Genomic DNA, 21,783 nt, shown 5'->3' on the forward strand with positions numbered 1-21,783 from the left:
GCTTAATAGATTCTCTCACGATCGTTTACAATGTATATGTCTCAACAGGTAGTCACCGAACTCGAGGTCGACGAGTACACGCTCGGGTTGGTCGGTCCCGACCAGGAGTGGGCCGGGACGGTCGCCGACGGCGGTACGGTCCGGACGCACACGCCGCCGGCCTGCTGGGGACCGATGATCACACCGAAGTTTCGCGGCGGTCACGAGGTCACGAAGCCGATCGCCGTCGACGGTGCGGAGGTCGGCGACGCGGTCGCGATCCACATCAAGAACATCGAAGTGACGAGCGTCGCCACGAGCACCGGATCGATGGCGGAACGCGAGGACGCCTTCGGCGACGACCCCTTCGTGGACCACCGCTGTCCGGAGTGCGGAGCCGAGTGGCCCGAGAGCGTCGTCGAGGGGACCGGCGAGGACGCCATCAGGTGTGCCGAGTGCGGTGCGAACGCCTCCTCGTTCGCGTTCGAGTACGGCATCACGGCCGTCTTCGACGACGACTACGAGGTCGGCCTGACCGTCGACGAGGCGGCCGCCCACGACCTCGCCGAGCGCGCCGCGGAGGCGAGCGCGCTGCCGGAGAACTCACGACAACATCCGATTCTGCTGTACGAACCCTCGGAGATGCCGGGGACGCTCGGACATCTCCGGCCGTTCCTCGGCAACATCGGGACGACGCCGCCGGTCGAACTGCCGGACTCGCACAACGCCGGCGACTTCGGCCAGTTCCTCATCGGTGCCAGCCACGAGTGGGGCCTCGAAGACGAATCGGAACTGGACGCCCGAACGGACGGACATATGGACATCAACGCGGTCCGCGAGGGTGCGGTCCTCATCTGTCCGGTGAAAGTCGACGGCGGCGGCATCTACGTCGGCGATATGCACGCCAATCAGGGCGACGGCGAACTCGCACTCCACACGACGGACGTCAGCGGCCACACCGAGTTCGAGGTCGAGGTCATCAAAGGTCTCGACATCGGCGGACCGCTCCTGCTGCCCAACGAGGAGGACCTCCCGCACATCAGCAAACCGTACAGCGAATCGGACATCGAGCGTGGCCGCGAACTCGGCGCGCAGTACGGCGTCGACGTCGAAACCGATATGGGGCCGATTCAGGTGATCGGATCCGGGGCGACGGTCAACGACGCCACAGAGAACGCCTTCGACCGCGCCGGCGACCTGCTGGGGATGAGCGAGGGCGAGGTCCGGACCCGCTGCACGTTCACCGGCGGCGTCGAAATCGGTCGGCTCCCCGGCGTCGTCCAGCTGACGATGCTCGCGCCGATGGATACGCTCGCGGACCGCGGACTCAGCCACCTCGTGCGCGAACAGTACGGGTTGTGAGCCGCGAGCGCCGACGGACGGTGAGTCGCACGTAGACGGTGGCCGGCGACCGCGCGGACGCTCACCCGCCCTGAACTGCCGGGTGCACAGCGAGCGACGCGTCGGCCGGGCACGGATCGTCTAAGTCCGCCGGGTCGCCGTCGACCGAGATGCGAACGCTCGGGGCGACCCGGCCGTCGTTCCGATACATCTGGGCTTTCGCCCGCGGATACGCGGCGACCAGCGCCTCGATCGCGTCTCGAACCGTTCCACCCTCGAATTCGATCTGTACGTGCTTGTCGCCGGTCGCGCTCCGCAGCGGTCCGTACACCGTGACGTCCATACGCTGCTTTCGTCGCCCCGGAAGTTGGATGCTTCTGTGGGTCCAGCGAATATTCTGTGGGACCAAGGGAATACTTAAGATACGGACTCCAAAGGGTGCGGTAGATGGGGAGCGAGGGCGTCGACGGGCTACCGGAAGAACTCGACTCGTGGGTGGCCGACAGAGCCGCGGCCACAGATACCTCGCGAGCGGATGTCCTCCGTCGGCTCCTCGCGGCCCACCGTCTGCTCGACGAGCATCCGGAAGCTCTCGAGGACCCTGAATCGATCGACGTCGCCGAACTACTCGGGAGCGCGCCGGACTCCGCCGACGATACTGCGGTTTCAGCGGAGGTCGACGCTCTCACGGCCGACGTCGCCGAGATGGTCGCGCGGATCAACGCGCTGGAGGACGACCTCGACGAAAAGATCACCGACGTCCGCGAGCGCGTCATCCAGGTCAAGCGCGAAACCGACGCCAAAGCGCCCGAGGACCACGATCACCCCGACATCGAACGTCGGCTCCGTCAGGGCTTCGAGAACTACGAGGAGATCTTGGAGTACCTCACCGAGACGACCGACGACCAGGACGCGAAACTGGATACCGTCGCCAGCGCCATCGTCGACCTCAGAGGGCGCATCGCGACCCTCGAACGGGACTCGAACGAGCGCGCTGCGGCGGCCGACCTCCGTCGGGAGGCGAACCGACAGGGCGTCGCCGAGGCCGTCTGTGAGTCCTGCGGTGGGTCGGTCCACCTCGGCCTGCTCGACGGCCCGTTCTGCCCGCACTGTGAATCGACGTTCGACGGCGTCGAGCCGAAGCGCGGATTCTTCGGCTCACACCGGCTCACGGTGGGCCAGCGGCCGGCATTGGAGGCACCGACCGAATCCGGGAGCGCCGCCGCCGAACGCGATGGTCTCTTCGACGACGAAAGTCGGGGCGCAGAAGATACGTCTGGTGCGCGCGCGGATGGGTCCACGACTCACGATACCGCAGGAGAAGACCAAGAGAAGAGTACCGCAGCAGAGGACGTCTCCGAGGGCGACACGGATCGAACTGCGAACACAGCGCAGGTAAACGAGTGATCGAGAAGTGACCGACGAAGATACAGACGCTGACGCCGATCGCTCAGCGGACCCTGGGACGTCGCCAGAGCGGGATGCGGCTGAGGCGACCGACATCGACTGGGTCGACGACGACGAACTCTCTGCGGGAGCAGCGGACGAGCGGGACGCGACTCCCGAACCGGAAACCAGCCCCGAGGAGGAACGGGCTCCGCTGTCGGATCTAGCGCGTCGGGTGTCCGAGCGCCGTGATGCACGGGATCCCGAGACCGCGTCGACGACGCAGAGTGACAGCGTCCGCGGCAGCGATGCGAGCAAGCCGAACGCCGAGGGCGACGCCACAGGCGAGGACCACGGGACAGGTCGCGGCGAGAGCGTTGACGCGGACGACCTCTTCGAGGAGATGTCCGTCGGCGATATCGAAGCGGAGACGCTCTGGTCGTCGCTCGAAAGCGACGACTCAGCCGATCAGGTCGGGCTCGGCGAGACCGCCAGCAGCGTCTCCGAAGCAGGCACGACGACGCGGACGTCGTCGCGGGCCACGGAACACGTCGTCTCGAAGACGAAGTACTGCCAGAAGTGTCCGTACCTGACGGAACCGCCGGAGCTGGCCTGCGCTCACGACGGAACGGAGATCGTCGCTGTCGTCGACGCCGATCACTTCCGGGTGCGGGAGTGTCCGATGGTCGACGAGTGAGCCCGTCCGCGAGCGATCGAGAATCCTGCCGAACGCTTTTGCGTATATAGACAAATGGTACCATATGGCGTTCGCTCGCCAGGGGAGCGAGGAGCGAACCGACCTCGGCGCGCTCCTCTCGCAGGTCCACCCGGTGTTTATGTTGCCGCCGCTCGCCGCGAGTGGGTTCGGTGCCGTCCTCGCCGGGTCGGCGACGCCCGCACCGCTCGTCCTCCACGCGCTCGCCACGTTCTTCGCTGTCTACACGGCGCACGTCAAAGACGGCTACGTGGACTTCTACCGTCGCGGCGAGGACGACGACCACCCGATGAGCGAAGCGGGCTGTCGACGGGCGCTCGCCTGCGCGACGCTCGGGTTCGGCATCGTCACCGCGCTGCTCGGCACGCGCGTCGGCGTCGTCGCCGCCGTCGTCACGGTCCCGATGTGGCTGCTGGGATTCTTCCACGCCCCGCAGTTCGACACGAACCCGGTGACGACGACGCTCGGGTACCCACTCGGCATCGCGCTCGCCATCGTCGGCGGGCACTACGCCCAGGCAGGGCAGTTCGGCGCTGAACCGCTCGGATTCGCGCTCGTCTTTCTCACGACGCTCGCCGGTGTGAAGATCGTCGACGACTCGACGGATTACCAGTACGACCGCTCCATCGGCAAGCGGACGGTCGCCGTCGCGCTCGGTCTCGAACGCGCGCGACGGTTGGCGTACGCGCTGCTGTATCTCGGCTTCGTGTTCGTCGTCCTGTTCGCCGTCGGCGGGCCGTTCCCGGCGTCCGCACCGCTGGCTGCCGTCGCCTTCGGAATCGTCGCGCTCGTCGCGACCCGGGCAGACGCGACGGTGGCGACTATGCTGCTCGTCCGCGGCGCGTACGTCTTCCTCGCATTCTTGGTCGTCGCCGTCTGGTACCGCCCGCTCGCGGCCGTTCCGCTCCCGGACATCGGCCTGCTCGGCCCGTACACCTACCTCGCGACCGAAATCGCCTTCGGCACCCTCGCGCTCGCTCTCCTGGTGTACGCCGACGCCCTCCGCCGCGCCGCGGTGACGATCCTTGCTCTCTATCCCCTCGCGTACGTCTGGGACTGGTACACGCTCGAAATCGGGGTGTTCGCGATTCCGCTGCGGACCGGCGTCGAACTCCTTGGTATTCCGGTCGAAGAACACCTGTTTATGCTCGTCGTCCCGGCGCTCGTGATCGGGATTCACGAGACAGTGAACGGCAGGGGGCGCGCCGCCGCGGCCGACGAGCGGGAGTGAGGCCCCGGTGGCCCCTGGCGTACGCGGCGGACACTCCTGACGACATTTTCCCGAGAGACACTTGTGTCCGGGACCGGTACGAGGGGTAAATGCAGTTCTGCGACGAGTGCGGTTCGATGATGGTCTCTCGGGACGGCGCGATGGTATGCACCAACGAGGACTGCGGCGCGCAGGCCGAACAGGACGAGGAGTTGGCCGAGCAGTTCGTCTCGACGGAGGCCCAGACCGACGACGACGTGATCGAAACCACCGAAGACGCGAACTTCGAGGGCAAGCCGACAGCCACCGACGTAGTCTGCGACGAGTGCGGCAATCAAGAGGCGTGGTACACGATCAAACAGACCGGCTCGGCCGACGAACCGCCGACGCGATTCTTCAAGTGTACCGAGTGCGGCCACCGGTGGCGGGGGTACAACTAACCCACCTTTTTTCACCGGGGCCTCGCGCCGCCTGTGGCGGCGCTCGACCCCGGCCAAAAAACCTGGAGGGAAAAAAGCCGCGAGGCTCGCGTTCGCTCGCCTCGCGGTACTACTCGTAGGTACCGCCTCCGCCACAGCCCCGCATCCGCCACAGCCCCGCATCCGCACTGCTCCCGCCTCTGCGCGGCACGGTACACTATTACCAATGGCCACCGAACGGCGAGATATGTCCCTCCACCAACGCTTCCGCGACCGACTCCGCCCGTGGCACCTCCTCGACCTCGCCGCGTTCCTGTTCGGCGCCGGGTGGTCGCTCTGGCGCAACAGTGCCGGATTCGAGACCACGCCCCCGTTATTCGCGCTCGTCACGGCCATCGTCTCCGGCCTCCTCGCGGTCGTCGTCCTCCGGTTCACCCTCGGCAACCTCTGGGGCTACGCCGTCGAGTACGCCAACGCGGGCGGCCAGTGGAGCGACCTCGCGTTTCTCGTCCCGGTCGGGAGCGGCCTCGCGGGCGTCGTGGTCACGTACGCGGTCACGACGGATCTCGGCGCAGCCGCGTGGGCCGGCTTCTGGACGTTCGCGGTCGTCGCCGGCGTCGTCGCAGTCGCCGTCTCCTTCGCCGCGGGCTACCGCGGGACGTCCGCCTGAAGCGCCGGCTCGAAGAAATCCGCGACGGCTGTTGCGACTTTTCCGGCCTGCCCGATGAAGAAGTGATCCGCGGCGAACTCGACAATCGAGTGACCGCGCGTGCGTGCGGCGTCGACGACTGTCCCGACGTCGACGACGTCGTCGCGCGTGCCGTACAGCACTTGTACGCCGATCCGCTCCGGGATCTTCGGGAGACCCGCGACGACGTCGATACCGCCGATGCTGCCGTCGTCCGGTGTATCGGGACCCGCTCGTGTCGCACCGAGCCGCGCATCCGGCGCGAGGGCGGCGACCGCGACGACGTCAGCACCGTGGGCGGCAGCAGAGAGAGCGACCGACGCGCCGAAACTGAAGCCGAACAGCGCGACGCGATCGTACCGCTCGTTCGCCCACGCGACGGCGTTCAGCGCGTCGGTTCGTTCGCCCCGGCCGCCGTCCCAGGGGCCGTAGTCGAACCGCAGACAGTCGATCCCGCGCTCTCGGAGTTCGTCGCTCACCGCCCGGAGGCGCTGGTCGCCGCGGTGGCCGCCGTGTTGGGGGTGTGGCGGGCACGCGACGACGCACGCGTCGGCCGCAGTCGCCGCGTCGTCGGTCCCGGTGTCCGCGGCGGCGCCATCAGAATCTGCAGCGACGCCGAGCGTCCCGCGAGCGTCGCGGCCGCCGGGCAGCAGAATCGTCTCGCTCATCGAACGTGCGGCGTTCGGCACGTGAGGTTTTAACTCCAGCGTGCCCAACGTGGGACGTATGGGAATCCTCTCACGCGCGTCCTACGTCGTCCGCTCGAAGCTCAACGCCCTCCTCAACCGCGCAGAGGATCCGACGGAAACGCTCGATTACTCCTACGAGCAGATGCGTGACGAACTGCAGGACGTAAAGCAAGGCATCGCCGACCTGACGACCCAGAAGAAGCGCCTGGAGATTCAAAAGCGCCGGCTCGAAGAGAACGTCGAAAAGCACAACGACCAGGCCCGCGAGGCCGTCCGACAGGGCCGCGACGACCTCGCTCGGCAGGCCCTAGAGAAGAAGCAGGCGAAGATGTCCCAGATCGAAGAACTGGAGGGACAGATCGCAGAGCTCCAGTCGACTCAGGACGACCTCGTCGAGAAGAAGAACGAACTCCAGGGCAGAATCGAGGAGTTCCGCACGAAGAAGGAGACGATGAAAGCCCGCTACGAGGCCGCCGAAGCGTCCTCGCGCGTCTCGGAGGCGATGACGGGCGTCGGCGACGAGATGGCCGACGTCTCCCGGGCGATCGAGCGCGCCGAGGAACGCACCGACGAGATGGAGGCCCGTTCGGAGGCGATGGACGAACTCGTCGACACCGGCGCGTTCGACGAGGCGATGTCGGACAAAGACAGCATCGACCGACAGCTCGAAAGCGGTCGCACCGGCGCCGAGGTCGACTCGGAACTGGAGACGCTAAAAGCCGAGATGGGCGGGGCCGACGAGGGGGAGACGGAAGCCGCCGACGCCGAGGCCGAAGCAGACGTGGGCGAGGAGAGCGCCCCGGACGTCGACGTCTCCGACGCCGAGGTCGAAGCCGAACTGGAAGAGCTGAAAGACGACGAGAACTGACCCTCGCGAGCCGAGCACGCCGCTGCGTCGCGGACGTCGGCGCGAGCACGGTTCCCCACGCGGCCGGGACGTTGGACGCCACTGTCGCTGCGGCCTTCGAGAATACCGATGATGGGCAAAGAGACGTCGGCCGACGACGGGACGGCGAGTGAGGACGCGACGACCGACAGGTCGGCCGTCGAGGAACCGCCCGCTGGCCAGACACCGGCCAACGAAGCCGCAGAGAGCCAGGAGTCGGCCGACGAGCCGAGCGACACGATGCGCCGCCGCGGCACGGAGAACCGGCTGAAGCTCTGGCTCCTGCTGGAGGCGAACCGGTGGGTCGTCGCCGCGGTCGTCCTGGCTGGCTTCGTTCTCGGGACGCTCCTCGTCGCCGCCGTCGTCCCCGACCGGGTCGTCCTCTCGGTCGGCGACCCGGTCGAAACGCTCTTTCAGGGGCTCGTGACCGCGACGATCACCGGCGTCACGCTCGTCGTCTCGATCAACTCGCTCGTGCTCTCACAGGAACTGGGGACGCTGGGCGACCAGCGCGACCGGATGGAGGGCGCGATGTCGTTCCGCCGCGACATCGAGGACGAACTGGGCGTCGAGATCGCGCCGGCGACACCCGCAGGGTTCCTCCGGGTACTCGTCGACGGCGTCGAACGGCGTGGCGCTCGACTCTCGAAGGCCGCAGCGGCCGTCGCCTCCGAGCGGGTCGAAACCGAGCGGACGCGAGCCTTCGCCGACGACGTCCGCGGCCACGCCTCGTCAGTCAGCAGCGACCTCGCGGACCGTCAGTTCGGTACGTTCGGCGTCCTCTCGGCGGCGCTGAACTTCAATTACTCCTGGAAGATCCACGAGGCGCGACGACTGCGCGAGTCGCTTCCGGAGGCCGACGAGACTGCGGACGCCGAGTCGATACGGGAGCTGCGCGACGCGCTCGATTCGGTCGTGGCTGCGCTGACGCTGTTCGGTCCCGCCAGAGAGCACGTCAAAACGCTGTACTTCCAGTGGGAACTGGTCGACCTCTCGCGGGCGATGCTCTACAGCGCGGTTCCGGCACTGCTGGTGGCGACGAACACGCTGCTGTTTCACGGTACGCTCGGATCGGTGTCGGGGGCGACGCTCGGTATCGCCCACTACGTCTGGATCGTCGCGCTCGCGGCCTCGATCGCGCTCGCGCCGTTCGCGATCCTCCTGTCGTTCGTCCTCCGGATCGGCACGATCGCGAAGCGGACGCTCTCGATCGGTCCGTTCATCCTGCGTACGACCGGCAGCGACGAGGTCGGCGGTGGACGCGGCGGTAGTGGACGCGGCGGTAGTGGACGCGACAGCGAGTGAGTGGCCCCGAGCCAGTCCAGTGCAGCGCACCGTGCGGGACGCGCACAGCCGACAGTATCAGTACCCGTCGGCCGCGACACGTACGCAATGACCGAGACGACCGACGCCGTCCGCGCGGCGCTCGATCCAGACCGACGCGCGGCCTTCGAGCGCCGCGTCGACCGGGAAGCCGAATCACTGCGGAACGACGTCGCCGCGGGCGCTTTCGACGCGCCCGACTTCGCCGTCGGACTCGAACTCGAGGGCTACGTCGTCGACGCCGACGGCCGACTCGCGGCCGCCCCCGAGAGCCTCTTCGAGATCGACGGCTGTAGCCGGGAGCTCGGCGTCCACAACGCCGAGATGCACACTGCGCCGGACGTCGTCTCCGACGCGGGACTCCGCCGGCAGTACGACGAACTGCGAGGAATCTACGACGACGTCCAGCGCCACCTCGGCGAGTCGGACCGCCGCTTCGTCCTCGATGCGATGTGGACTGTGCCGCCCGAGTCGGGCACGCGCCAGTATCTCAGCGCGGGGACGGAGACCGACGGGATCTTTCTCGCCGACAATATGCGCCCCGTTCCCCGGTACGTCGCCCTCGATCAGAAAATCCGCGCGGCGAACGGGGGACGAACCGAACTCGGGCTGCCCGGCTACGACGACGCCCGCTCGATGCTCGTCGAGTCGCTGGCGACGTCGATGCAGCCACACCTCCAGCTCCCGGACCCGACGGACATTCCGCGCTACCTGAACGTCGCCACGCGGACGATGGGGCCGATTCTCTCGCTGACGGCCAACTCGCCGTTCCTCCCAGCCGATATATACGATGACGAGCCACTCTCAGGTGTCGATGAGGTCTTCGCGCAGACGCCGCACGAACTCCGGATTCCGATCTTCGAGCGCTCCGTCGACGACGGAACGAACAAGTGCCGCGTCCCGCGCGACGCGGCGAGTATCGGTGAACTGATCGACCGAATCGCCGAGGATCCGACGCTCGTCGCGCCGCCGGATCTGGGTGGAGACAGCAACGAAGCCGGCGACGGGGACGAAACGCGGGACGACAGTGGGGGAAAAGGAGACCCCGGCAGCGAGCGCTACCCCGCGTTCGGAGCGAAACGCGGCACGTACTGGCGCTGGGTCCGCCCGGTCTTCGGGGGCGAGATCCCGCGCGGCGCGGACGGCGGACCGATCCCGGGGGCGAGCGAGGAGTCGGTGCGGATCGAGTATCGGCCGCTTCCGACGCAGCCGACGCTCAGAGACACCGTCGGCGTGCAGGCGCTCGTCGCCGGCGTGCTCCGCGGCGTCGACGTCGCGGACCACCCGCTCGCGACGCTCTCGTGGGAGGACGCGCGAGCGTCGTTCTACGCCGCGGTCGACGATGGCCCGGACGCGGACGTACGGTGGGTGACGCAGGACGGCGAGCAGACGGGAGAAACCGAAGCTATCTACGACGACCTGTTCGGGCTCGCGCGTCGCGGCCTCGACGCGCTCGGCGTCGGCGCGGACGCGACCGAGTGGGCACTCGGACCGATCGAGGCGCGGCGCGATGCGGCGCACACTTCTCCGAGCGCGTGGAAGCGAGCGAGGGTCCGCGAAGCGGTCGACGACGGGGCGTCGCTGCCGGCGGCGATCAGCGAGATGCAGGGCGAGTACGTCGAACGTGTCGCGGGCGGAGCGCCGTTCGCGCAGTGGTAGGGACCAGTTTGTGGCGTGGTAGTCTGACCGAATACGCTCACTCGCCGGCGCCGACGACCTCGTCGAGGCGCTCGAAGTAGGTCTCACGCGGGATCTGATACGCCGCGCGGTAGTCGACGTCGCCGTCGGCGAAGCGACGAGCGAGGTCGTTCGCACCGGCGAGGGCGGCCTCGCGGCTGTCGTACGACTCGGCTACCGCCTCGATCTCCGGTTCGAGCGTGAGGACGACGTGCCAGGTCGTCGTCGGAATCTGGGAAGCACCGGGACGGCGGGCCCGCGACCCGTTCGAGATCATAATCGTCGGGAGACACGCCGCGGGGAGGTCGTTCTGTTCGTTGAACACGTCCGGCCGAAACACCAGAATACGGCGGCCCTGGGGCTCGTCGTTCCAGAGGGTCCAACCGGATGGGGGTCTCTCGGGGGCGTCGTCTGCCGCGCCGTCGCGTTCGTCGTCTCTCGCCGGTCGCGGGCGGTCCTCCATACTCCGGCTTCGAGTTCCTAGATACATATATCGTCGCGTTGTGGCCGGACAGTTCCCGGGTATTGCCCCCCAAATCGAGGGAAGGCTTATGTGTGTCGATCACTCACACACTCTCAGTCTCGGTCAATCGGATCGAGCGACCGCCTGTACGCGCACCGCCCGCTGAATCCCGACGTTCTGTCGCCCTGTCGCCGCCTGGTCGCTGTCGCCCGATGACGTCTCGCCGCGCGCGTGCTGATTGGTATGTGTACTCATATCATACTTGCCACGAGCGCGCCATCGCGTCCGTGCGCGTCTACCCTCGCCACGCGCCAGGGAGACGCGGCGTCGCTCCCCGGGACGGACAAACAATGAACGGTGACAGAGAAACCCTCGAATCCCTGAGTCGGCAATACAAGGACTCGGTTCCCTCGGACCTTCGCGAAGCGAAGCGCTTCGAGTGGTACCTCGACGCGGTGTACGAAGACCCGCGTATCGCCAGAAACGCCCACCAGCGCGTGGCCGATATGTTCGACCACTACGGCACCGACTACGACGAGGACGCCGGCGTCGTCGAGTATCGGATGGCCGCCGAAGACCCGCTCCACGACGGTGAAAACACCTTCTACGGACGGGAGGTCCACGAGTCGATTCACGAGTTCGTGAACAAGGTGAAATCCGGTGCGCGCGGACTCGGTCCCGAGAAGCGGATCAAACTCCTCCTCGGCCCAGTCGGCTCCGGGAAATCGCACTTCGACTGGATGGTCCGCCGCTACTTCGAGGATTACACCGCGACGGACGCGGGGCGGATGTACACCTTCCGGTGGACGAACCTCTGCGACGTCATCCGCGATCAGGACCCCGAGGACGATGTCGTCACCTCCCCGATGAATCAGGACCCGCTGGTCCTCCTCCCACAGGAGCAGCGCGACGAGGTCCTCGCACGCCTCAACGAGCGACTGGACGCGCCCTACACGATCCGGAACGACCAGACGCTCGACCCCGCCTCGGAGTTCTATCTCGACTCGCTGCTTGCGTCCTACGACGACGACCTCCAGGCCGTCTTGGAGAATCACGTCGAGATCGTCCGCCTCGTCGCCTCCGAGAACAAGCGGCAGTGCGTCGAGACGTTCGAGCCGAAGGACAAGAAGAACCAAGACGAGACCGAACTCACCGGCGACGTCAACTACTCGAAACTCGCCGTCTACGGCGAGTCGGACCCGCGCGCGTTCGACTACTCCGGGGCGTTCTGTAACGCCAACCGCGGGCTCTTCTCCGGCGAAGAGCTGCTGAAGCTCCAGCGGGAGTTCCTCTATGACTTCCTGCACGCCTCCCAGGAGCAGACGATCAAGCCGAAGAACAACCCCCGGATCGACATCGACCAGGTGATCGTCGGGCGGACGAACATGCCCGAATACAGAGAGAAGAAGGGCGACGAGAAGATGGAGGCGTTCAACGACCGGACCAAGCGGATCGACTTCCCGTACGTGTTGGAGTACGACGAGGAGGCCGAAATCTACCGCAAGATGCTCCGGAACGCCGACGTCCCGGATATGCACATCGAACCGCACGCCTTAGAGATGGCGGGGCTGTTCGGCGTGCTCACCCGGATCACCGAATCCGACGGCAACGTGTCGCTCGTGCAGAAGGCGAAGGCGTACAACGGCGAAATCGACGACGGCGACGACGTCGACGTCCGAAAGCTCCGCGAGAGCGGCGAGGAGAAAGCCGACATCGGCGAGGGGATGGACGGCGTCTCCGCGCGGTTCATCGGCGACGAGATCGCCGAGGCGATTATGGACTCGACCCACCGCGACCGGTCGTACCTCTCGCCGCTGTCGGTGTTCTCGCACTTCGAGGCCAACTTGGAGAACCACGGATCGATTCCCGAGGACAACCTCGATCGCTACTACCGCTACCTCGAACTCGTCCGCGAGGAGTACAAGGCGCGCGCCATCGAGGACGTGCGGCACGCGCTCGCGTACGACCTCGAAGAGATCCAGCGGCAGGGCGAGAAATATATGGATCACGTGATGGCGTACATCGACGACGCCACCGTCGAAGACGAGCTCACCGGGCGCGAACAGGACCCCGACGAGACGTTCCTCCGCTCGGTCGAGGAGAAGCTCGAGATCCCCGAAGACCGGAAGGACGACTTCCGCCAGGAGGTCTCGAACTGGGTCTCACGCCGTGCCCGCGACGGAACGTCCTTCGACCCGCAGGACAACGACCGACTCCGCCGCGCGCTGGAACGCAAGCTCTGGGAAGACAAGAAACACAACATCAACTTCTCGGCGCTGGTCAGCGCGAACGAACTCGACGACGACGAGCGCAGCGCGTGGATCGACGCCCTGATCGACCAGGGCTACTCCCCGGAGGGAGCCCGCGAAGTGCTCGAGTTCGCCGGCGCGGAGGTGGCAAAGAGCGAACTGGAAGAGTAAGATGACCGCCCACAACCCAAACCCCGCGAAGGACTACGTCGAGACCGCAGACGACCACCTCCGCGGTACCTACGAGGAGCCGATGAGCCTGGAGGCGTACGTCGATGCCGCGTTCGAGCGACCGTCGATCGCCGCACACGCCTCGAAGTACCTGCTGGACGCGATCGAGTCGATGGGAACGCGGACGGTTCTCGAAGAGGGGGAGACCCGCGAGCGCTACCGCTTCTTCGACGACCCCGCGAACGACGGCGAACACGCCGTCCTCGGCAACACCGAGGTCTTGAACCGCTTCGTCGACGACCTCCGGACGATCGCCGCCGACCGGGGGAAAAGCGAGAAGATCCTCTGGTTCGACGGCCCGACGGCGACCGGGAAGTCCGAGCTCAAGCGCTGTCTCATCAACGGCCTGCGCGCGTACTCGAAGACTGACGCCGGCCGGCGCTACACCGTCGAGTGGAACGTCGCCGCCGCCAGCGACACCCGCGGTCTCTCGTACGGCGGCGAGTCGACCGCGCCCGAACAGGAGTCCGACTGGTACGAGAGCCCGGTGCAGTCGCACCCGCTGTCTGTCTTCCCGTCGGCGGTCCGCAGCGACCTCCTGGCGGAACTGAACCGCCAGTCCGGCGATCACGTCCCCATCGCCGTCGACGAGGGACTCGACCCGTTCTGCCGGGAGGCCTACGAGTTCTTAGAGGAGAAGTACCGCCGCAACGGGCGCCGAGAGTTGTTCTCGGCGGTGACCGACCCCTCGCACCTGCGCGTGAAGAACTACGTCGTCGACGTCGGCCGCGGGATCGGCGTCCTCCACTCCGAGGACGACGGCTCGCCCAAAGAGCGCCTCGTCGGGTCGTGGATGCCGGGGATGCTCCGCGAACTCGACTCCCGCGGGCGGAAGAACCCTCAGGCGTTCAGCTACGACGGCGTGCTCTCGCAGGGCAACGGCCTCCTCACGATCGTCGAGGACGCCGCCCAGCACGCAGACTTGCTCCAGAAGCTCCTGAACGTCCCCGACGAGGGGCACGTGAAGCTGGATAAGGGGATCGGGATGGACGTCGACACCCAGCTCGTCATCATCTCGAATCCCGACCTCGACGCGGAACTCGACAAGTACGCCGACCGGAACGGTCGCGACCCGCTGAAGGCGCTCAAGCGCCGACTCGACAAACACGAGTTCCGCTACCTGACGAACGTCTCGCTGGAGGCGGAGTTGATCCGCCGGGAACTCACCGACGAAACGGCCGTCTGGGACGTCGAAGACGAAGACGCACTCCGCGAGCGCGTCCGCGCGCCGCTCGTCGTCGACGTGCAGAACGCGTCGGGGTCGGTGCGGGCCAGAGAACTCGCGCCGCACGCTGTGGAGGCGGCCGCGATGTACAGCGTGCTCACCCGACTCGACAGCGAGGACGTCCCCGCCGGCTACGACCTCGTCGACAAGGCGCTGCTCTTCGACTTCGGCTACGTTCAGGAGGGCGACGACCGAACCCGCGTCGACGAGTTCGACTTCGACGGCGACGGCGAGGGGATCCACGGCGTCCCCGTCACGTTCACCCGGGACGTCATCGCGGACCTGCTGCACGAGGAGACCGACCGCTGGCACACCGACCTCGCCGTCGAGCACGTGGTCCTGCCCGAGGACGTACTCGACGCGATGGCTGCTGGCCTCCACGACGCCCCCGTCTTCTCCCGCTCTGAGCGCGCGGAGTACGAGGACCGCGTGACGCTGGCGAAGGAGTACGTTCTCGACAGACAGGAGTCAGACGTGCTCGCTGCGTTGCTCGCGGACCGCTCGGTCGAACGCGAGACGGTCGCGGAGTACGTCGAGCACGTCTACGCGTGGGACGGCGACGAGCAGATCGAGACCGAGCGCGGACCGGTCGACCCCGACCCGCTGTTGATGAAGCTCTTCGAGACCGAACAGCTCGGTCGGTTCGACGACGACGACTACCTCGGAAACCGCCCGACCGACTCCGTCGAGGAGTTCCGCCGCGAGAAGATCATCACCGCGCTGAACCGCTACGCGTGGGAGAACCGCGACGCTGGGTTCACCGTCGACGACGTCGACCTCTCGGAGATCCCGGTGATCCGCTCGGTGCTCGACACCTACGACTGGGACGACGTCAAGCGGCTCTACGAGGACTTCGACCCCGCGCAGTGGGACGACCCGCCGGAGAACACGGAGACGGCGCGGCTGAAAGCACAGACGATCGACGAACTGACGGCCCGCGGCTACACGCCGGCGTCGGCCGAACTGACGAGCCGCGCAGTGATGCGGGAGGTGCGCCACCGATGGGACTGAGAGAAGACCTCGAACGATTCCGCGAAGTGGGCGAAGAGCGCCGCGAAGACCTCGAATCGTTCATTCGGTACGGGGATCTCAGCGGCTCGAACTCCGACGAGATCGAGATCCCGATCAAGGTCGTCGACTTACCGGAGTTCAAGTACGACCAACTCGACCGCGGCGGCGTCGGCCAGGGACAGGGCGGCACCCCGGACGTCGGCCAGCCCGTCGGCCAGCCACAGCCGCAACCCGGCGACGGGGACGGCGACGGCGACGAGGACGGCGAACCCGGCGAGGAGGGCGGCGAGCACGGCTACTACGAGATGGACCCCGAGGAGTTCGCCGAGGAACTCGACGAGGAGCTCGGTCTCGACCTCGAACCCAAAGGGAAGGAAGTGATCGAGGAGATCGAGGGCGACTTCACCGACGTCACCCGCACCGGCCCCAACAGCACGCTCGACTTCGAACGGCTGTTCAAACAGGGACTCAAGCGGAAGCTCGCGACCGACTTCGACGAGGAGTTCGTCCGCGAGGCGATGCGAGTCGCGGGCGAGACCCCCGAGTCGGTCTACCGCTGGTGCCGGGAGGAGAACATTCTCGTCTCGCTCCCGTGGATCGAGTCCGAGTGGGACGACATACCGGACGACGAGCGGGGCCGCTGGGACTCCTTCGAGGAGATGACCGACAACGTCGAGCGCAGCACGGCCGTCCAGCGCATCCGACGGCGCGGGCTCCGCGAGATCCCGTTCCGCCGGGACGACGAGCGCTACCGGCATCCCGAGATCGAGGAGAAAAAGCAGAAGAACGTCGTCGTCGTCAACATCCGCGACGTCTCGGGGTCGATGCGCGAGACGAAGCGCGAACTCGTCGAGCGGACGTTCACGCCGCTGGATTGGTATCTCCAGGGGAAGTACGACAACGCCGAGTTCGTCTACATCGCCCACGACGCCGACGCCTGGGAGGTCGACCGCGAGGAGTTCTTCGGCATCCGCTCGGGCGGCGGCACGCGCATCTCCAGCGCGTACGACCTGGCGAAGCAGATCCTCGAAGAGCAGTACCCCTGGGCGGAGTGGAACCGCTACGTCTTCGCCGCCGGCGACTCCGAGAACTCCTCGAACGACACGACAGAGCGGGTGATCCCGCTGATGCGGGACATCCCGGCGAACCGCCACGCGTACGTGGAGACCCAGCCCGGCGGCACCGCAATCAACGCGACGCACGCCGAGGAGGTCGATCGCGCCTTCGCGGACGCCGGCGACGTCGTCGTTGCATCCGTCGGTTCGCCCGAGGACGTCACCGACGCGATCTACGAGATCCTGCAGCCGGCGTCGGCGAAAGCCAAGGCGGAGACCTCGTGACGATGCGCGCGGACACCACCCACCCAACCACACAACACACACTATGACCACCAGATTGCGACGCTTCAGACGGGCGGCACGCGAGGAGGCCGAGCGGCTCGAAGAGCCGGTTCGGGAGGCCGCCGCGCTCGCCCGCAAGCTCGGACTCGACCCCTACCCGGTGAACTACTGGGTGGTCGACTACGACGAGATGAATCAGCTCATCGCCTACGGCGGGTTCCAGCGGCGGTATCCGCACTGGCGCTGGGGGATGACCTACGACCGCCAGCAGAAACAAGACCAGTTCGGGATGGGCAAGGCCTTCGAGATCGTCAACAACGACGACCCGAGCCACGCCTTCCTGCAGGAGTCGAACACGCTGGCCGACCAGAAGGCGGTCATCACCCACGTCGAGGCCCACGCGGACTTCTTCCGCAACAACGAGTGGTTCAGCCGGTTCTCCGGCGACAACGATCTCGACGCCGCGGCGATGCTCGAACGGCACGCCGAGACCATCCAGCGGTACGTCGACGACCCCGATGTCGACCGCGAGACGGTCGAGCGCTTCGTCGACGCCGTCACGTGCTTAGAGGATACGATCGACCAACACCGACCCCTGAGCGCCGATCCCGATACCGGCCGGACCCAGCCCGAGGACCTCCGGGAGCGACTCGACGGGATGGACCTCTCTGCGGCGGTCAGAGAGGCGGTCTTCGACGACGAGTGGCTCGACGACCTCGCGGAGGCGGAAGCCGCCGCGGCCGACCTCGATCACCCGCGCTCGGACGTGCTCGGCTTCCTCCGCGAGCACGCGACGGTCTACGACGAGGAGGCGGGCGAAGCCGTCGAGATGGAGTCCTGGCAGAAGGACGTCCTCGACTTGCTCCGCCGGGAGGCGTACTACTTCGCCCCCCAGAAGATGACGAAGACGATGAACGAGGGGTGGGCCGCCTTCTGGGAGTCGCTGATGATGGGCGAGGAGCGCTTCGCCGGCGAAGACGAGTTCCTCACCTACGCCGATCACCAATCGCGGGTGTTGGGTTCGCCGGGGATGAACCCCTACAAACTCGGGAAGGAACTGTGGGAGTACGTCGAGAACACGACCAACCGACGCGAGGTGGCGGACAAGCTGCTCCGCGTCGAGGGGGTTACCTGGCGGAACTTCCACGACGCCGTCGACTTCGAGCGAGTGCAGTCGCTGCTCGAACCGCCGGCGGCGATCGACACGGTCCGAAGCGACACTCTCGACGACCTCGCGGCGCTGCCCGAAAACGACCCGCGCGTCGACTGGGAGGCGCTGGACCGGGCGCTGTCGGATCCGGACGCCGTCGACGTCGACCGTTACCCGTGGAAGGTTCTCACCTACGAGGGGCTCGCCGAGCGACACTTCTCGCTCCTGAAGCCGCAGTACCGCGGCTTCCTGCGTCGCATCCGCCGCTCGGAGCTCGAACAGCTCTCCAGATATATGTTCGACGACGAGAAGTACGCGAGCGTCGAGGAAGCCATCGACGACGTCGACAAGACGGCCGGCTGGGACCGGATGCGGGAGGTCCGCCGGAGCCACAACGACGTGACGTTCGTCGACGCGTTCCTCTCGCCGGAGTTCGTCGAGGAGAACCACTACTTCACCTACGAGTACACCCGCGCGACGGGGGACTTCCGGGTGGCGTCGACGGACCACGCCGACGTGAAAAAGAAGCTGCTCCTGCAGTTCACCAACTTCGGGAAGCCGACGATCGCCGTCTTCGACGACAACTTCGAGAACCGTGGCGAACTGCTTCTCGGGCACCGCTACAACGGCATTACGCTCGACATCGGCGAAGCACGCGACGTACTCGAACGCATCCACGAGCTGTGGGGGCGCCCGGTGAATCTGATGACGATCCGCAAGGAGTTCGACGAACACGAAGTCGAAGTCGCTCGGCGGCGGAACCGCGAGCCCGAACCGACCGAAGCCGGCGTTCGCATCCGCTACGACGGCGGTTCGTTCGACGAGTTCGAACTCGACCCCGAGCTAGAAGAGCGGATTCAGGCGTCCGACGTCGACTACGACACCAAGCCCGAGGAGTGGCTGTCGTAGTCGCCGCGCCGTTTTTCGTCGGCTATCGGCGATCGCCGCCCGTCAGCGCGCTGACCCGCCGGTCACGGGCGGGAACATCGCGAGTTCGTCGCCGTCGGCTACCGGGGCCGAGAGGTCCGCCGGCGAGCCGTTTTGCATCAGATTCACGTCGTCCGCGAGGCCCTCGCCGTCGAGAATCCGGTCGCCGAGTCCCTCACAGTCAGCCAAGAGCGCGTCGAGTGCGTCGCCGATCGTCGACTCAGCCGCGACAGAGACGGCGTGGTCGCGTCCGCCCGCCACCTCGGCGAGGTCGGCGAACAGTCGCCAGTTGACCGTGTGCATACCTCCACTCGCGCGCCGGGCGAGTTGAGCGTTACGCCGTCGCGAGCGCCGCCACGCCGCGCAGCCGTTCCGGGCGGGCGACCAGATAGAGCGCGTCGCCGGCGGCGAGCGTGCGGCTCCGCGCCGGAATCGGCTCGATCGCTCCACGCGTGGGGCGCACGGCCGCGACAGTGGCGTCGACGTCGCCGACCGTCGCCCCGTCGAGGTCGCTCCCGGCGCCGACGGTGACGACGTCCATCGTCTCGTCGGCCGCGCGTAGCAGCGAGGTGAACTCCCGCTCTGCGCCGGGGTCACTGGGGAGCGTGAGCAGTCGATAGGACGCCGCGGGATCGAGGTTTTCGGCGTCCGCCTCGTCGACGATGACGGTGGCGACGTCGTTGGTCACCGCCCGGAGTTCGCCGCTCGCGACGCGCGCTGTGGTCCCGCTCGTGCCCTCTATTGCTCCCTCACCGGCCTCGGTCCGCCGCCACAACTGGACGGCGTCGCCCGCCGACGCGCCCGCCCCGGGATCCGCTCGGACCGCGACGGCGGCAAATCCGGGGGCGAGCGTCGTTCCGAGCCCCGCGACGCGCCGGCCCACTCCGAGCCGCGTGACGGTGCCGTCGGCGTCGAGTTCGAGGTCGACGTAGCCCACGCCGTAGTCCTCTTTGATGCGCGCGACGACCCGGTCGCGGAGGGCGTCACCGCGGAGATTGCGGGGGACGAGCAGCGTCTTCCCGGCGAGCGCGTCCTTCGTCGCCGCCGGGACCGGCTCGTAGCCCTCGATGTCCTCGACGTCGGATTCGACTTCCGGGAGTTCGACGGCGCGGACGCGCCCGACGTTGCTCACGAGCCAGCTGACCTCGGTGTCGAGTTCGCGGGCGCCGACGACGGCGAACGCGCTCGTGGTGAGCCGATCGCCGACCGCGCGTCCGGCAGGCGAGACGACGATTGCCGCGCCGAGCGCCGCCGCGTTGACGAGGACGACCATCGGGTCGAACACCGCCGCCGGATCGGATCCGACGGCCTGCTGAAAGAGGCCAACGGCGTTGAGATACAGCGCGACGCCGGACGCCCCCGTGAGCGTCGCCAGCCACGCCGGGATCTCCTCGCGCGTGTACCAGCGATAGACGACCGCGGCAGCGGCAGCGAGTATCCCAGCGACTGCGGCGAGCCCGAGCACCCGAGTGAGCGCGCCGATCACCGACGGGTCCGCCGGGATGCGACCCCCGAGTTGGAGGGGCGCTGTGAGCGCGACGCCGACTGCGGACATTACGACGCCACCTCCGCGAACCCATCGAGCTCCGATGTGCTCCCGACGACGACGAGGTCGTCGCCGGCGGTGATCGACTGCGTCCCGCGCGGGGCGATGGTCCACGAGCCGCCGTGTCTGACCGCCAGCACCGCCACGCCGTAGGTGTCCCGGACCGACGCCTCACCGAGCGTCGTGTCGGCCAGTTCGCTCCGATCGCTGACCGTGACGCGCCGGAATCGCTTGCCCGTCCGGCGCAGGAGCCCGACGAGTTCGAATTCCCGGCGGCTCCCCCGTGAACGGACGGCGAGGCGGACGTCGTTCGCTCCGAGCAGTGCGGTCGCCGTCTGCCGATCGGCCGCGAGCGTGACCCGGGCCTGGCCGCCGACGGCCGTGGGTAGCGACGGTGGCTCCGGCGGGAGATCCGCGTCGCCGCCGTCGGTTGCCGCCTCGTCAGTCGTGTCGGTCTCGGTATCCCCGGACGGAGTCGGGGGCGTTCCCTCGCCGACGACACCGAGGAGTCGCGCGTCGAGCCGCTCGCCGTCGGCCAGAACGGTCACCTCGTCGCCGCGCGCCGCGCCCGTCGGGATCAGCGCGTCGACCGAGACGGCCCGCTCCCCGGGATCGAGGTGCTTCGAGAGCCCGCTCGTCGGCGGCGCGGCCGCGACCGTCGCCCGGCCGCGCTCGTCGAGCGTCACAGCCACTTCGACGAGATCGTACTCGGTCCGAAGCGCGGCTTCGACGCGCGATTCCAGTTCGACGAGCGGGAGGTCGGCCGGAAACGTCCACGTCTCCGCGCGGATCGACTCCTGGAGCGCCGCGGGGAGCGGCGGATACCCCTCGACGTCGCCGACGTCGCCGACGACGCTGATTCGGACCTGCCCGCGACCGCCGACGAGTTCGACCACGTCGGTCGAGAGCGTCCGCTTCGTGAGTTCCCGAAGGTTGAGCCGCTTCGGGAGCGCTGCCCCCATCTTATCGCCCTGTGCGTGGGCGTACAGCGTCCCCATCAGCACGACGAGCAGGGCGATCGTGAGTCGCAACTGGTTCGCCGATCCGGTGAGCGAGGGGTCCGCGAGCGCGAGGAGACCACCGTTGAGTCCCGCGATCGCGACGCCGAGGCCGACGACCGCCAGCCCCGGGATCGTAATTCCGGTGAAGTACTTGAACCCGAACCCGAGCAGCCACGCGATGAGCGCGGGAACGAGTCCGGTCAACACGCCGAGGTAGAGTCCGTAGAGGACCTCGACAGGGAGCGACGCCATCGACGGCACCTCTCGGCCCGACGATTTACAGTTGTCGCTGCATCGCCTTCCGGAAGCCGTGAAGCGGTCGCGCAA

The 21,783-nt window shown here is 67.4% G+C and carries 20 protein-coding genes; 13 read left to right on the forward strand and 7 right to left on the reverse strand.

Annotated elements, in window-relative coordinates; genetic code table 11:
- The first annotated feature begins 36 nt into the window (after nt 1–36).
- Entirely contained in the window at nt 37–1,341 is a 1,305-nt protein-coding gene (locus D3D02_RS08185) for an acetamidase/formamidase family protein (RefSeq protein ID WP_121569540.1), read from the forward strand.
- A 61-nt stretch (nt 1,342–1,402) separates the two neighbouring features.
- On the opposite strand, the gene D3D02_RS08190 is transcribed toward D3D02_RS08185, so the two are convergent.
- Nucleotides 1,403–1,663, reverse strand: coding sequence for a ubiquitin-like small modifier protein 1 (locus D3D02_RS08190; protein WP_121569479.1), 261 nt, complete (start codon nt 1,661–1,663; stop codon nt 1,403–1,405).
- Nucleotides 1,664–1,767: 104 nt separating this feature from the next.
- On the opposite strand from D3D02_RS08190, the gene D3D02_RS08195 reads away from it, so the two are divergent.
- From D3D02_RS08195 to D3D02_RS08215, 5 genes are all read left to right on the forward strand, one after another.
- Entirely contained in the window at nt 1,768–2,727 is a 960-nt protein-coding gene (locus tag D3D02_RS08195) for a CopG family transcriptional regulator (RefSeq protein ID WP_121569480.1), read from the forward strand.
- 7 nt (nt 2,728–2,734) lie between these two features.
- Entirely contained in the window at nt 2,735–3,403 is a 669-nt protein-coding gene (locus D3D02_RS08200) for a hypothetical protein (protein ID WP_121569481.1), read from the forward strand.
- A 64-nt stretch (nt 3,404–3,467) separates the two neighbouring features.
- Complete coding sequence (locus D3D02_RS08205) at nt 3,468–4,652, forward strand: lycopene cyclase (protein WP_121569482.1); 1,185 nt, start codon at nt 3,468–3,470, stop codon at nt 4,650–4,652.
- A gap of 89 nt (nt 4,653–4,741) precedes the next feature.
- On the forward strand, nt 4,742–5,071 hold the full coding sequence (locus D3D02_RS08210; RefSeq protein WP_121569483.1) for a transcription factor S: 330 nt from the start codon (nt 4,742–4,744) through the stop codon (nt 5,069–5,071).
- Nucleotides 5,072–5,297: 226 nt separating this feature from the next.
- On the forward strand, nt 5,298–5,720 hold the full coding sequence (locus D3D02_RS08215) for a hypothetical protein (protein WP_121569484.1): 423 nt from the start codon (nt 5,298–5,300) through the stop codon (nt 5,718–5,720).
- Here D3D02_RS08215 and D3D02_RS08220 read toward each other — a convergent pair.
- Nucleotides 5,699–6,406, reverse strand: a complete 708-nt coding sequence (locus tag D3D02_RS08220; protein WP_121569485.1) for an alpha/beta hydrolase — start codon at nt 6,404–6,406, stop codon at nt 5,699–5,701. The genes D3D02_RS08215 and D3D02_RS08220 overlap by 22 nt on opposite strands.
- Before the next feature lie 58 nt (nt 6,407–6,464).
- Between D3D02_RS08220 and D3D02_RS08225 the strand changes: the two genes are divergently transcribed.
- The 3 genes from D3D02_RS08225 to D3D02_RS08235 all read left to right on the forward strand — a co-directional run bounded on the left by D3D02_RS08225 (nt 6,465) and on the right by D3D02_RS08235 (nt 10,295).
- Entirely contained in the window at nt 6,465–7,295 is an 831-nt protein-coding gene (locus D3D02_RS08225; RefSeq protein ID WP_121569486.1) for a PspA/IM30 family protein, read from the forward strand.
- A 258-nt stretch (nt 7,296–7,553) separates the two neighbouring features.
- Nucleotides 7,554–8,618, forward strand: a complete 1,065-nt coding sequence (locus tag D3D02_RS08230) for a hypothetical protein (protein WP_121569541.1) — start codon at nt 7,554–7,556, stop codon at nt 8,616–8,618.
- Nucleotides 8,619–8,705: 87 nt separating this feature from the next.
- Nucleotides 8,706–10,295 carry a hypothetical protein gene (locus tag D3D02_RS08235; protein ID WP_121569487.1) on the forward strand — a complete coding sequence of 530 codons (1,590 nt, stop codon included), beginning with the start codon at nt 8,706–8,708 and terminating at the stop codon, nt 10,293–10,295.
- 37 nt (nt 10,296–10,332) lie between these two features.
- On the opposite strand, the gene D3D02_RS08240 is transcribed toward D3D02_RS08235, so the two are convergent.
- Nucleotides 10,333–10,776: a DUF5820 family protein gene (locus D3D02_RS08240; RefSeq protein WP_233560606.1), complete on the reverse strand. Its 444-nt coding sequence runs from the start codon at nt 10,774–10,776 to the stop codon at nt 10,333–10,335.
- Between the two features lie 123 nt (nt 10,777–10,899).
- Complete coding sequence (locus D3D02_RS21490) at nt 10,900–11,031, reverse strand: hypothetical protein (protein ID WP_255410153.1); 132 nt, start codon at nt 11,029–11,031, stop codon at nt 10,900–10,902.
- A gap of 95 nt (nt 11,032–11,126) precedes the next feature.
- Here D3D02_RS21490 and D3D02_RS08245 point away from each other — a divergent pair, with 95 nt between their 5' ends.
- From D3D02_RS08245 to D3D02_RS08260, 4 genes are read left to right on the forward strand one after another with little or no spacing between them, the layout of a single operon-like run.
- A complete protein-coding gene (locus D3D02_RS08245) occupies nt 11,127–13,196 on the forward strand; it encodes a PrkA family serine protein kinase (protein WP_121569488.1) in 2,070 nt (689 codons plus the stop codon).
- A 1-nt stretch (nt 13,197) separates the two neighbouring features.
- On the forward strand, nt 13,198–15,492 hold the full coding sequence (locus tag D3D02_RS08250; RefSeq protein ID WP_121569489.1) for a PrkA family serine protein kinase: 2,295 nt from the start codon (nt 13,198–13,200) through the stop codon (nt 15,490–15,492).
- Nucleotides 15,483–16,832 carry a DUF444 family protein gene (locus D3D02_RS08255; RefSeq protein ID WP_121569490.1) on the forward strand — a complete coding sequence of 450 codons (1,350 nt, stop codon included), beginning with the start codon at nt 15,483–15,485 and terminating at the stop codon, nt 16,830–16,832. Before D3D02_RS08250 ends, D3D02_RS08255 begins: the two co-directional genes overlap by 10 nt.
- Nucleotides 16,833–16,875: 43 nt before the next feature.
- A complete protein-coding gene (locus D3D02_RS08260) occupies nt 16,876–18,891 on the forward strand; it encodes a SpoVR family protein (protein WP_121569491.1) in 2,016 nt (671 codons plus the stop codon).
- A 42-nt stretch (nt 18,892–18,933) separates the two neighbouring features.
- On the opposite strand, the gene D3D02_RS08265 is transcribed toward D3D02_RS08260, so the two are convergent.
- Genes D3D02_RS08265 through D3D02_RS08275 form a run of 3 tightly spaced genes read right to left on the reverse strand, consistent with a single transcriptional unit; the run spans nt 18,934 to nt 21,708 of the window.
- On the reverse strand, nt 18,934–19,212 hold the full coding sequence (locus D3D02_RS08265; protein ID WP_121569492.1) for a ubiquitin-like small modifier protein 1: 279 nt from the start codon (nt 19,210–19,212) through the stop codon (nt 18,934–18,936).
- 31 nt (nt 19,213–19,243) lie between these two features.
- Nucleotides 19,244–20,464: a TrkA C-terminal domain-containing protein gene (locus tag D3D02_RS08270; RefSeq protein ID WP_121569493.1), complete on the reverse strand. Its 1,221-nt coding sequence runs from the start codon at nt 20,462–20,464 to the stop codon at nt 19,244–19,246.
- Nucleotides 20,464–21,708, reverse strand: coding sequence for a potassium channel family protein (locus D3D02_RS08275; RefSeq protein ID WP_121569494.1), 1,245 nt, complete (start codon nt 21,706–21,708; stop codon nt 20,464–20,466). The genes D3D02_RS08270 and D3D02_RS08275 overlap by 1 nt, the downstream gene beginning before the upstream one ends.
- Between the last annotated feature and the right edge of the window lie 75 nt (nt 21,709–21,783).

The organism is Halobellus sp. Atlit-38R, from assembly GCF_003665925.1.
Lineage (GTDB): Archaea > Halobacteriota > Halobacteria > Halobacteriales > Haloferacaceae > Haloquadratum > Haloquadratum inordinatus.